The following is a 13,523-nucleotide window of genomic DNA, read 5'->3' on the forward strand; positions in this document are numbered from 1 at the left end:
TAAATTCTCCGGCTACCAGCAAAAGAATTGGTACTTTCTGCTCCAGGATCTCTTTTCTCCGGGAGCCAGACTTAATCGAATAAACACTTCTGGCGAAATAACGTGGCCGGTCCCCCACAGGGCCATATGCGCCACCGTAAAATCGCTGATCTCCCTCACTCCCGCCCTGCTGGCGCTGTGCGTTAGCTCCCAGGAATAAGGATAATCGCTGCCGTTAAAGCCTTGCATTCTCCCATAGAAGGGCTTGTGGGGTCTCTCATTCCAGCATACCTCGCAATCATGAACAGACAGCAGGCCCGAGGTATAATCCGATTCGACCTCCGTAAAACGGACAGGGACGGGCAGCTTGAGCATATACTCGGGTCCTACCGATTCCTTATTAATCCCTATGAAATTATGAATGTACTCCTCCGTATCTATCCTTTGGCTCCCTTCATTAAAGAGCTCATAATCTATCGTCAATGCCGTGTCCTGAATCGAGATTTTTTTAACGAGCTTTGCCGCATACCCCTTGACGTTCCTAGGATGAATCGTATAGGTGATACTCACGTCATCCGAAGTGATATCCACATCGAAGGGTTCCACCGGATACGTATACTGAAAGTGATACGGGTCCTTGCTGACCCGTTGAAGAAGGCCCACCCCTAATTTAGGAAACCATGCTCCTACTTCGGCCTCTGCATACCCCATACCTTCATGCAGTCCAAACTCGTTGCACAACCCGGACCCACCCTGAGGGTTAAACCCATCCGCAAACTCATGAACACAGAATGTGTGACCGCTCTCGGTCAATTTGGCCTGGGTAATGAAACCGGTCCGGTCAAAACGCGTGCCTTGGTAACGACCGACTTCCGCTATATCGACTTCCAATTGTCCGTTTGCTAATTGATGTCCCAAAAAAATCGCTCCATTCATGATGAAGAAGCCCCGACCGACTTGCCTGCCAGGGCTTCCGAAATGTTGTATGCTCGCGTGTCAGGCAAGCTCGACACGAATCCGTTGACACTCGTCATCGGATAACGCGGACAGCAAGCTGCGATCCAATTCGGCAGCCCCCGGTTTCTGACTGCGCAGCTGAATCTTCTCGCCGTTCAGCGTAAACGATTGAATCGTATAGCTTCCGTAATCCAATCGCATCGGATTGCTGTATACAATCTGAAGCTGTTTACCCGCAAACCGCGTATGCACAACGGCAGTACCATCGGCACCGAATTGTGAAGGCCTGAGCTTCGGCTCCAAGAGCAGATGTCCCAGATTTCCTTTAACGCCAAAGACCTCGGTCAGCATGGTAAGCAAAAGCCAGCTTGCCGATCCGGTAAGATAGGGATACATTCCTCTTCCCTTCTCGTTGATGTACTCGGGAATTCCCGGATACATGCGGCTGCGTTCAAAGTCATTGCTCAAATCGTAAATCGATTGTAATACCTCGTATCCCTCTCGGACGAAACCTCTCTTATAAAGAGCGTTAGCGTACATGACGCTCATATGGCTGAACATGGCTCCATTCTCTTTATGTCCGAACGCGAAACCGAATGCCCGCCCCAGATTTTGCTGAATCTCGCCAAAGTTCGAATTCAGACGATAGCCGATGCTCGGATCTTTTAAATACCGATCAACCGACTTCGTAATTTGTCCTACCTGTTCATCGTCCGCAATTCCGCCCATCACAGCAAAGACCTGGCCTGTGAGCGTCATGCGCACGCCAAGGGGAAAATCGCCTTCCACACGCGCTCCATCATTATTGTAATAACCGTTAAACCACGAGTACCCTTCTTGACTCGTAATCCATTCTTTGCTGCGCAAATGCCGGATGATCCAGTCCGCTTTCCATTTCAAATCCTTCACAACTTCCGCAACGCTAAACTTTCGTTTGTTTCCGGTGACGGAGACTTTAACGGCCTGATAATACTGATCAAGCAGCTCCAGCTTCTCCTGCACATCGTCATAGGAGACGGGTGCCGTTACCGAATCGAGCAGCACGGCCATTTCCTCCGCAATTTCAAGAAACTCCACGCCTTCCTTGTCCTGCCATGCCAGCAGCAGATCGCCAAGCTGCATCAAATTGCTTGCATAAAACGCAGTAAAGGCTACGCTCTCGCCTCTGTCCGGGGCAAGATCGAGACCATCATTCCAGTCTGCTCCCTCAAGCTTGATGTTATTGTGTTCACCTACATTAAAGAACGGAACCAGATTCTGCAGCAGCATGTGCTCCAGTATCGTACCTTCGTATACCTCACCGTTCACGGTTAAGAGCTGATTCCCATGCTCAGGCAGCCATCCGCTATCCTTCTCCTTGCACCGACTAACAAATACGTCGCGGAAATAGGTCTGAGGCTGCTTCAGGAAATCCAAATCCCCGCTCTGATCCATATAAAGCAGCGTGGTCATGAATGGCCATGCACCGTGATCCATCCATACGCGCGGTATGTTGTTCCGGTCAGCGATAAACTCACCGGGCTTCGTTCCGATAATCGTGGCATTGCTTCCGTCCATCCGGACACCCGCGTAATTATTGAGCAGCAGATACCGAACCTCGGACGGTTCCATGATCATCAATGCCAGGCAATCCTGCCATAGGTCACGCCATCCACGCCCTCCGCGGCCATAGTCATGGTAAGGAAGAAATGAGTTGCCATATAGGCGCCTCAATATCGGCTGCAAGGTTACCCATTTCATCCACAAGTCCTGCTGCTGATCTCCGGTCTGGAAGGATACCGTATTCAGTTTGTCATTCCAATAGGCTTCATTCTGAGCAAGCAGCTCATCAAAGCGATTCTCCGATAAATACGTTTCGGACAGCCTTTCAGTGTCTGCGCGATCCTCTGAAATAACCATTGCCATGACAAAAACCTTGGATTCACCCGGCAGCAATTGAACCTGCGCAAACCGCAGACCTCCTATAGCCTCGTACCCTTCTACGGAGTCTCCTGCCTGTGCGCCTGCTGGCTTATTGGCAATGACAGCTTCAGGCCAATCGAGCGCGCCGCCTTCCCCGATATATTCCTCGAGCACCGGAAAATAACCGATCGGTTCCGCACCGTCCGCTTCCGCACCCAGCACACTATAGGATACGTGATTGATACGGTGACCCCGCTCGTCAAATGAGAGAGCAGGCTGCACTTCAATCCCTTTACGATGGACAAAGATCCGGTGAAGCAGGGATGTTACGTGACGATGGTCCCTCAGGTCGTCTGCCGAACGGCCATACAGCGGGATCGCCGCGGTAGGGGTCAGTTTCAGCGTCTGCTCGCCTACGTTGGTCAGTTTCACTTTCATTAATTCGATTTTGTCATCCGTTACCGGAACGAAGCTGGTTACTTCCGCTTGCAGTCCGGCCTCCCCGTTCATCCGCGTTAACTTATGCCATAAAAACCCGGCTTCCAATTGACTTTCTTCTTCCTCGTTCATGAACCGGTTTGCGTTCTGCTTGGCAGAATTGCCGGTTACGGACCATGCGCCATGCCCGTCAACGTGAACCCAAAAGTTACGTGCGGACTTGGAATTATGCAGATCCTCCACCGATACGGGCGACATGAAAAACGTATTATGACTGCTGGTCATTTCACCGTGAAGATTCGGCGTGACAGCTGACATCATGCCGGCCTCATTCACTAAAGGAAAATATAAATAGTTATGATGTCCGGGATCACTTAACTTAAAGACACCCTGGCTCCCCTCAAACTTCCATCCTGTTGATTTCATATCGCGATCTCTTCCCCTCTATGCCTTAGGATTTGACGGCTCCTGCGAGAGCACCATCCACCAGATATTTCTGTATGAACGTGTACAGAATGATCAATGGCGCAGCTACGATCGTAATTCCGCATGCCAGCAGCGGCCAGTTATTCCCGTACTGCCCCCTGAATTCCTTCAGACCGAACGTAATAGGATAGTTGGACGGACTCGGGAGATACATGATTGGTCCGACAAAATCATTCCAGATTCCGATCGCGGTAAGAATGACACCCGTTGCGATAACAGGCTTCATCAGCGGCAGAATGATCTGGAACAGGTAACGGATATATCCGGAACCATCCATCCCTGCGGCCTCATCCAAATCGCGGCTGATCGACTTGATGTAGCCGACAAACATCATGAACACAACGCCTGTTCCCGTCGTTTTCAGCAATATATAACCAAGCTTGGTATCATAGCCGAAGAACGAAACGCTCTCCTTGAAGGACAGCATGAGTTTATACTGGGCAACCATCGGATTCGGAAGAAACTGGGACAGCAAAAAGAACATATAAATAAATCCGCTCCACATCACATATCCGCGCGCGACCGGAAACGCCGCAAACAGCGACACGATGATGGTCAATACCGTCGCCGTTACCGTATAAATCAAGCTGTTCGTGAAATAGCCAGCGAAATTGCCTTCAGACCATGCTTGCGTGTAATTGCTCCATTCGATGTTCTGAACGATCCCGATCGGGTTGAGCAAATATTCGTTGAAGGATTTCAGCGATACATTGAATACGAGCAGAAGCGGAACAACGTAGAGAATCAGCAGCAAACCTATGACACCATAAGAAAGGATTTGCGTGGTTTTGGAATTTTGCATCAATATTCCACCTCTCTCTTCCGCGTCTGTCTGACGGCCACCACAACAAAGAGGAGAATAATCAGGAACTGTATGACGGATAGAGCCGAAGGAAGGCCCATTTCCAAACTTCCCCGGAACGTTTCTTTGTACACGTCATACGCCATCGTCCTTGTATTGAAGCGACCGTCTGTAGTCGCCAAAATGATATCAAAGGTAGACATTGCGCCAATGATGGATAACAGCATATTCACCGTGAAGGACGGTGCGATCAGGGGGAAGGTAATATGACGGAAGGATTGCCACTTGTTGGTGCCGTCAATATGACCCGCCTCGTATAAATCTTTCGGGACGGATTGGAGCCCGGCCAGAAAGATCAGCATGGAGTAGCCCATGTACATCCAAATCTGGACGAAAATAATATAGCCGAAGGCGTGAGTGAAGCTCCCAAAGAACATGTCCTGATAGCCGAAGAGGGCATCGTAGAGGCGATTGACCGGTCCGTTTAACGGATCGAACATCATCCCCCAGATCAGAGCGACGACAGCTACGCCCAGTACAACCGGCAGGAAGAATACCGCACGATAGAAGTAATCGCCTTTTAGGCGCTGGTTAATGATGACGGCGATAAAAAGAGCGACCCCGTTCTGCACGATCGTAACAACGAACATAAAGATCAGGGTGTTTACGATGGAATGCCACCGCTCCCCTGAGTTCCCCGAGAAAAATAATTCCTTATAATTATCAAGCCCGACAAATTGGTACGTGCTGCCCGGGAGGTTCTTGACATCGGTAAAGGAATAGACGACCGTCAGGATCGATGGTCCAAAATAAAACACGATATACAACGCCATCGGTATCAGCAGCAGCAATAAGGGTATGAATCGGTTAAATCCTTTTCCAAATGGATACATCTCTCTCACCTCGCAAATCCCTTTTCAATGAATGTCGGGGCCTGCTGCACAGACCCCGACTACAGTATGGTTCATTCTATATAGGTCTCTTTATAATAGAAGAATCTTTATTTTGGAGCGGCAGCTTCCCATTCTTTTTGTTGAATGTCAGCCAGTTCTTTTGCTGTTTTGTACGGGCCGCCCGGTGCCAGGAATTCCGTATGCACGCCTTCTGCAGCCAGATGCTCGCCAATATTTTGACGGTTAATCATCATGATTTCGTACGCCAATTCGAACTCTCCGAGATATGGAGTCAGTTCATTGTCAATAAATTCACTTTCCGTCTGAATGTTATCCTGTGTCGGGATGAAACCGGCAGCTTTCACGAATGTCGTGTAATTTTCCGGCTCGGAGAAGAATTCAAGCCATTTTAGGGCTCCTTCTTTGTTCGGTCCTTTCTCCGCAGCATACCAGGTTACGTCATACTTGCCGACAAAGGAGGCATTCTTGGCTGCATCTTCCGTAGCCGGTAGCGGGAAGTAACCGAATTTCAGCTCCGGATTTGCTGCTGCGACGGTTGGAGCATCCCAAGAACCATCAGCCAGCATGGCTGCTTTTCCTGTAGCAAAATAGGAAGGTGCCGTTGCATAATCAATTCCCATGAATCCGTCAATCATGTAATTGTCTTGAAGCGTCTTCATTTTTTCCAATACTTCGATTGCCTCTTCATCGTTGTAAGCCGTCTCGCCTTTCCACACGCCCTCAATCCATTTCTGCTGATCTCCGCCCCCCAGAATTTTGGCTTGCAGAGCAAATACAGGAAGTTTCAATGGCCATACGTCTTTACCTGCAACAACAATCGGGGTAATGCCTTTGGCTTTCAGATCATCATTCAGCTTGATGAACTCCGACCACGTTTTCGGCACGCTCAATCCATTCTGTTCGAAGATTTCCTTATTGTAGAACAGGCCCGACATCGCAACCTTGCCCGTTGGAATAGCATACACTTTATCGTTATAAGTTCCGGCTTTTTCGATATCGTTAGCGTTATAATTCTTAATGAAGGCTTGATCGGATAAATCCGCGATCAATCCCGTATCAATCCATTGCTGCCAATCCGGTACTTTCGCTCCCGGTGTCCATTCCTGCGGAGAGAGCCTCATACCCGATAAATCAGCCAAAACGTCGACGTCATTCGCGGTAATCCTTGCTCTCTGCGCCTGCTTGTATTCGTCATCCGGACCTGTAGTGGTATACTCAATCGTATACTCTGGATATTTTTCTTCAAACTTCTTGTTGATCTCTTCAACCGCTTTATTGATGTTATCTTGTTTCCAGTGTAAAATTTTGATGACCTTTTTATCACCTTTCGCAGGTGTACCCTTATCGGTTGAATCGCTGCTTCCGCAAGCCGCTAGCGAGAAAGTCAGAGCACCTGCCAAAAGTATTGCTGATAATTTCTTAATCATTTCGTTACCCCCTGAAATTAAAGTGCAATTCATTATGAAACCGGATTCATCATTCCGCTTTTTCTCGCCCAGTACCATCTTGATGTTACGAAACATTTATTATAAATTTTCGTAATTTAACGAAATATACCGAAAGCGGTTTCGCAAGGCCTATTATTACTCATTATTTTTTGTTTGTCAAAGCTTTTTTTCTCTTTCCCACAATATTTTGTTATTGAACGCGATTCAGCCTTATCCCTTTCTATTACAAGCATCATAGCTACTCTCTTCATTGACTTACCTGGTTAAAGCAGATACACTAATTTACGAAACAGTTTCGAATTTGTGCTGTATACGTCGCAACCAGATTGGTTAATACTTATCACAATGGTAGGCTCTATCGATATGTTTTCCGTTATCACTCCATTGAATCATATAAAAACTTATACCTAAACAACATATTTTGAGCAGGAAACACGTATAAAACTGCTCTTTTTCTCCTTAACCTTGCACATACAGACAATTGGCAATCATGATTAACGAAAACTTACGAAAATTATGAAGTGACATCATAAACAGAATAAGGGGCGTTTCGCATGGCGTTAAACATCAAAACAATCGCTAAGATGGCCGGGGTATCCGTATCCACCGTCTCCAAGATTATCAACAACTATAGTGATGTATCCGAGGAGACCAAAGCACGCGTGTTGGAAATTATGAAAGAGACGGGATACACCCCTTCCAATTCTGCGAAAACATTAGCAACCAAGAAATCTAATTTAATCGGCATCATATTTGCGGGAAAGCTGAATGTCGATTTTACCCATCCCTTTTTTGTTGAGGTTCTGAATTCCTTTAAGAAGCAAATGGGGGTACTCGGTTACGATCTACTGTTTTTTTCGAATGAGAAATTCCAAGGGGATGACGCCGACTACCTTGGCCGATGTCGCCATTATCAGGTGGATGGCTGTGTCATTATATCCGGCGAGGAAATCGAGCCCTCGATTAAAGAGCTTGATGAGAGCGACATTCCGTGTATCGGGGTCGATATTGAACTGTTCGGCGAAATGTCGGGGCATATAATGTCCGATAATTATAAAATGTCCTCGAAGGTCGTGGAGCATTTCTATCTTCAAGGCTTCAGAGACTTGGGGTTCATCGGAGGCAGCAAGGAGTCTGAAATCTCCAACATGCGTGAGGCCGGTTATCGTAACGCCATGGACAGCTTCGGCCTTCCGGCCCGTACGGAATGGTTCCTGAACGGTGAAGACTTTCATGAAGCCAGCGGATATAAAGCCATGACACGGCTGATCCAGGCGGGGTCTCTTCCCCGTGCAATCTTTGCAGCCTCCGATCAGATTGCGATTGGAGCCATCCAAGCGCTTCAGGAACAAGGCCTGAATGTCCCTGACGATGTATCGATCATCGGTTGTGACGATATTGAGGCGTGCAAATACACAACACCCAAACTAACGACGATTCGGCAAAATAAAGAGAAAATCGGCCGCCTGGCAGCGCTCATGCTCTACGACCTTATCCATAAACAATCACCCGTCAGCTCCTTTGTCGTAGAGCCTGAACTCATCGTTCGTGAATCTTGCGGAAGCAATACGCACCACTATGGATACTTTTGAGAGCAAAGTTATAGTGACGTGGATGCTTCTACCAAGAGAACCCCTCTTTATCTCACTTGGTATGGTTATCCTCACCTAAGCCTAGTTAGTCTTTATATGTGTAACAAAAAAAGCCTAGGGCATCATGCCCTAGGCTTTTTAACGTTGTTTATTACAGGTCGTAATACAGGGAGTACTCGTGCGGATGAACGCGGATATTAACCGCCTTGGCTTCGGCACGCTTGAACTCAATGAAGTTCTCGAGGAATTCTTGCGTAAATACGCCGCCTTCTGTCAAGAACTCATAGTCTGCTTGAAGTGCATCCAAAGCTTCATCCAGGGAACCCGGTACGCTGCGGATTTCTTTCTTCTCGGCGTCGGACAATTCATAGATGTTTTTATCGAATGGTCCATAACCGAGTGCGGTAGGATCGATTTTACGCTTGATACCGTCCAAGCCTGCCATCAGCATAGCGGAGAATGCAAGGTAAGGGTTCGCCGTGGAATCCGGTGTACGGAACTCGATGCGGCAGCCTTTAGGCGTAACAGCTGCAACCGGAATCCGCACTGCGGCAGAACGGTTGCCTTTGGAGAATACGAGGTTAACCGGTGCTTCATAGCCTGGTACCAGACGTTTGAAGGAGTTGGTGCTCGGATTCGTCAAAGCGATTAATGCAGGCGCATGGTACAGAATACCGCCGATGTAGTGGATCGCTGTTTCGCTCAGGTTAGCATAAGCGCCTTTTTCGTAGAACAATGGGGTGTCACCATCGAAAATGGATTGGTGAACGTGCATGCCGCTTCCGTTATCCCCGAACAATGGCTTCGGCATGAACGTAGCCGTTTTGCCATATTGGCGTGCTGTGTTATGCACGATATATTTATAGATCAACAAATTGTCAGCTGTTTTTTTCAATGTATCGAAACGGAAATTGATTTCTGCTTGGCCGGCAGTTGCTACTTCGTGGTGGTGACGCTCAACGCGAAGTCCTGCTTCATCAAGCAAACGGCACATTTCGCTGCGGATATCTTGCTGAGTATCCACAGGTGCTACAGGAACATATCCGCCCTTAACGCCAACTTTGAAACCAAGGTTGCCGCCTTCTTCCTTGCGGTTCGTATTCCAATGTGCTTCCTCGGAGTCTACGAAATAGCTGGAGCTGTTCATGGAGCTTTCATAGCGAACTTCATCAAACAGGAAGAACTCGGATTCCGGTGCGAAAAATGCTGCTGTTCCGATACCGGCCTCTTGAAGGTATTGCTCGGCACGAGCCGCGATACCGCGCGGGTCACGCTCGTAAGCATCCCCTTCCGGAGTATAGATGTTGCTCATAATGTTAAGCGTAGGATGTGCTGTAAACGGATCAATATAGCAAGACTCCGGATCAGGCATCATAACCATATCCGATTCTTCAATGCCGCGGAATCCTGGAATAGAAGATCCATCGAACGCTACCCCATTCACGAATGTTTCTTCATCTACTTCTGAAGCCGGCAAGCTAATATGATGAACCCGTCCCGACAAGTCTACAAAACGAAAATCAACCCACTCAATATTGTTCTCTTTAATGGTTTGCAATACTTTCTCTACCGACATGTCTCTTCCTCCCAATTTCCGAACATTAAGACTTAAACAGCTTAACAATGTTCATAATCTTTCGATTTCTTTTCGTCATTATATGCCGGGAGATAACCTGACGTCAATACCTATGTAAGGTATTTTTGAAAACAATGTTAAGTTATATGACATGGAAAACCAGTTAATGTAAACTCAGAAAAAAGACACCTGCAAGCTTTTTGCAAGTGTCTTCTATATTAGAATTAAGGAACTGACGAACCATAACGATGTGCTGAACGCTATCCCTGAGTATACAACCACTTATAAGAAAAACGTCTATCGACGTACTTTCTCAGTAGACAGACCGCATTCAGCGGAAGTTTTTCTTGCGAGATAAGCATGGTTGGCCACCGTTGTTTTTCTTCCTTATCTCTAACCAGAAGCTATACGCGCGCAAATTCAGAAGCAGGTGCTTTGGCAGTCGCAAAGCTTTTGCCTACCAATGGGGCCAGCTGCTCCAAGTCTTTAAGCAATGCGGCGAACTGATCCGGGAACAAGGATTGCACCCCGTCGCCTGTCATGGAATTATCCGGATCCGTGTGCATCTCAATAATAAGACCGTCTGCCCCAGCCGCCACGGATGCCTTGGACATCGGCTCGACAAGCTCGCGTCGTCCCGTTCCGTGACTCGGATCAGAAATGACCGGAAGGTGACTCAACCCTTGTAAAACAGGGATGGCAGATAAATCCAGCGTATTGCGGGTGTAAGTTTCGAATGTTCGGATTCCGCGTTCACAGAGCATGACATTCGGATTGCCGCCGGCAAGAATGTATTCCGCTGCATTCAGGAATTCATCATAGGTTGAACTGAAACCTCTTTTCAGCAGAACCGGCTTACCGCAGGTGCCTAGTTTCCGAAGCAGATCGAAATTTTGCATATTCCGGGTACCCACTTGCAGAATATCGGCGTATTCCGCGCAAATATCCACGTATTCAGGCGTCATAACCTCCGTAATCGTCAATAGGCCATGTTTTTGCCCGGCTTCCGCCATCATGATTAAACCTTCGACGCCAACACCCTGGAAGCTGTATGGACCCGTGCGAGGCTTAAACGCGCCACCTCTAAGCACTTGTCCGCCTGCTGCCTTAACCAGCTGTGCAATCTCGTCAATCTGCTGCGCCGATTCCACGGCGCACGGGCCACCCATAACGACCAGATTGCCGCCGCCAATCTTGGTGCCTTTAATATCAATGACGGTATCATCCGGATGAAAATCACGACTCGCAAGCTTGTAGGACTTGGAGATTTTAACTACATTCTCTACGCCCTTCATTTGGCGGAGATGCTCCGCAAGCTTCGGGTTCACGCTGCCGATCAGCCCGATCACGGTACGATCCGCCCCCTTGGATACATGAGCCTGGAGCCCTTCCTTCTTAATCTCGCTTACAATATGCTGAACTTGTTCCTCTGATATTTGATTGGATGTAATAACGATCATAATATAAAACCTTCTTTCTGAATATATTCCATTTAATGTGTGATAGCCACTTTCGCGCTTGTTCGCTTTTAAGCTTTTATGCTTTTAACCGATAAAGTAAATATACAGAAAATATCTCCCCTCGTCAAGCCCATTCTTCAAGCCTTCACGATCGGGAGATATAGACCACCTGTTACATCCATGTTTTGCTGCGTCCTTCCGCTACGGTTCGCTTCACGAGGGGGATCACAATTCTTACCGTCGTCCCAATACCGGCACGGCTGAATAATGTAACCCCATATTCGCTGCCATAGTGAAGTTTGATTCGTTGATCCACATTCCGAATGCCATATCCGGCATTGGTTAGATCCTGTCCGCCTGTATTGTCCAGAACTCTGCCGGGCGGGAACCCGACGCCATTATCGATAATTTTAAATTCCAGAACATCTTCCAGCACTCTGGCGGTAATTCGAACATGTATATAATCCCCGGTCCAGGCATGCTCCAGCACATTCTCGATAAACGGCTGCAAAATCAATTTCACAGTTTCATACCGGACCACTTCCGGCTCAAAATCATAAGTAACCTGCATCCGTTCGTCGTATTTAATCTTTTGAATGTCTACATATGCCTGAGCCTGTTCCAATTCATTCTTCACAGATATGATATTCCGGCCATCATTAAGAGACAGGCGATAAAACTTCGCTAAATCCATCACCATGCGCTGCAGCTTATCCAGCATCCCAAACCGCGCCAGACGGCTAATGGAGGACAGGGTGTTATATAGGAAATGCGGATTAATCTGCGCATGCAGCGACTCCAGTTCCGCTTGTTTTTTCTGAAGGTCGGCCAGATACACCTCATTAATCAGCTTGCCGATATTGCTGCCCATATCATTCAGGGCAGAAGCGATATGTGTAAACTCATCATTTCCCTTGAACTGAGCCCGTTTATGAAATGCACCTTCCTGAAAGGAATCCAGAACAGAGACGATTTTGGATACGCGTAAGCTGAAATACTTGGATATCACGATGCTGACTATAAAAAATATAGCAATGCAAATGAGGCAAATAAGCAGGGTGAGGTTCCGGATTTTCACCGTATCTTTCTCCACGATTTCTGCAGGAACGACAGCGATAAGATTCCAGCCGAGCACGGGAATCGGCTTACGAATAAGCAAATCACCATTATTGCGCAGCTCGTTCTCCTTAAACACGGTTGTCTGTACCCCGCCTGAAGAAAGAATAACTCTGCCTTGCGAATCCGATAAATATAACGCTGTCCCATCACCAATTTTGTTATAATCCATGCTTTCGAACATATCTTCTAGACTGACATTGATTCGCACGAATCCAATCTCCTGCAGCTGTATAGAACTGATGTCTATCAGCCTGCGCAAAAGTGAAATACGACCGTTGCCCGCATCATTTTCAACCTGCTTCCATTCCAGCGTCGATCCATAGTTTTCCTCTTGGGGATAGAGCTTGTACCAGGTCTTATCCACAAGACGCTCATACTGATATATATCAAATAAACGCGTGTTGGACTCAAGCGGATCAGAGTAACTATAATTATTATAAATTTCCCTTAACTCTTCATTCCGTAAATAAATAGACAGCCAAATCTTGGAGTTCGCTGTGTTAATCGCCGTTTCCAGCTTCGGAATCAGGACATTGACCATCGTATCGTAGCTTACCCATGTACTTTCTGAATAACGCAGTCGGTTATTAAAGGAGGAATCAAAGTAGAGCATGTCGGAAACGCGGACGATGTCTTCCATTTTATACGAAATGTTATCACTCATTTGGTGCAGGGTGCCCTGAATGTTATTATACGTTTGTTCTCTAATCGATTTGATAAATACCTGGTTCGCGATATTTCCTACAAGCAATACCGGTATTATGATGAATACACAGTAAGAAATCATTAATTTGAAGCCAAATGGTATCTTGACCCGGATACGCTCGAATTTCCCCGCCAAACCTAATCA

Annotated in this window: 9 protein-coding genes; 1 reads left to right on the forward strand and 8 read right to left on the reverse strand. The window is 47.3% G+C overall.

What is annotated here, in order from left to right; translation table 11 throughout:
* Positions 1–12: 12 nt before the first annotated feature.
* The 5 genes from PLA01S_RS27205 to PLA01S_RS27225 all read right to left on the reverse strand — a co-directional run bounded on the left by PLA01S_RS27205 (position 13) and on the right by PLA01S_RS27225 (position 6,905).
* Positions 13–897, reverse strand: a complete 885-nt coding sequence (locus PLA01S_RS27205) for a hypothetical protein (protein WP_127594935.1) — start codon at positions 895–897, stop codon at positions 13–15.
* A gap of 78 nt (positions 898–975) precedes the next feature.
* Positions 976–3,702, reverse strand: coding sequence for a GH36-type glycosyl hydrolase domain-containing protein (locus tag PLA01S_RS27210; RefSeq protein ID WP_127594937.1), 2,727 nt, complete (start codon positions 3,700–3,702; stop codon positions 976–978).
* Positions 3,703–3,727: 25 nt separating this feature from the next.
* Complete coding sequence (locus PLA01S_RS27215) at positions 3,728–4,564, reverse strand: carbohydrate ABC transporter permease (RefSeq protein WP_127594939.1); 837 nt, start codon at positions 4,562–4,564, stop codon at positions 3,728–3,730.
* Complete coding sequence (locus PLA01S_RS27220) at positions 4,564–5,457, reverse strand: carbohydrate ABC transporter permease (protein ID WP_127594941.1); 894 nt, start codon at positions 5,455–5,457, stop codon at positions 4,564–4,566. The genes PLA01S_RS27215 and PLA01S_RS27220 overlap by 1 nt, the downstream gene beginning before the upstream one ends.
* Before the next feature lie 107 nt (positions 5,458–5,564).
* Entirely contained in the window at positions 5,565–6,905 is a 1,341-nt protein-coding gene (locus tag PLA01S_RS27225; RefSeq protein WP_127594943.1) for an ABC transporter substrate-binding protein, read from the reverse strand.
* 575 nt (positions 6,906–7,480) lie between these two features.
* Here PLA01S_RS27225 and PLA01S_RS27230 point away from each other — a divergent pair.
* Positions 7,481–8,518: a LacI family DNA-binding transcriptional regulator gene (locus PLA01S_RS27230; protein WP_127594945.1), complete on the forward strand. Its 1,038-nt coding sequence runs from the start codon at positions 7,481–7,483 to the stop codon at positions 8,516–8,518.
* Between the two features lie 151 nt (positions 8,519–8,669).
* Here PLA01S_RS27230 and glnA read toward each other — a convergent pair whose 3' ends face one another.
* From glnA to PLA01S_RS27245, 3 genes are all read right to left on the reverse strand, one after another.
* On the reverse strand, positions 8,670–10,094 hold the full coding sequence (glnA, locus tag PLA01S_RS27235) for a type I glutamate--ammonia ligase (protein ID WP_113057606.1): 1,425 nt from the start codon (positions 10,092–10,094) through the stop codon (positions 8,670–8,672).
* Positions 10,095–10,498: 404 nt separating this feature from the next.
* Positions 10,499–11,554 carry a 3-deoxy-7-phosphoheptulonate synthase gene (gene aroF / locus PLA01S_RS27240; RefSeq protein WP_127594947.1) on the reverse strand — a complete coding sequence of 352 codons (1,056 nt, stop codon included), beginning with the start codon at positions 11,552–11,554 and terminating at the stop codon, positions 10,499–10,501.
* 172 nt (positions 11,555–11,726) lie between these two features.
* Positions 11,727–13,460, reverse strand: a complete 1,734-nt coding sequence (locus tag PLA01S_RS27245) for a sensor histidine kinase (RefSeq protein ID WP_127594973.1) — start codon at positions 13,458–13,460, stop codon at positions 11,727–11,729.
* Positions 13,461–13,523 lie beyond the last annotated feature (63 nt).

Source organism: Paenibacillus lautus NBRC 15380, assembly GCF_004000945.1.
Classification (GTDB): Bacteria; Bacillota; Bacilli; order Paenibacillales; family Paenibacillaceae; genus Paenibacillus_AQ; species Paenibacillus_AQ lautus.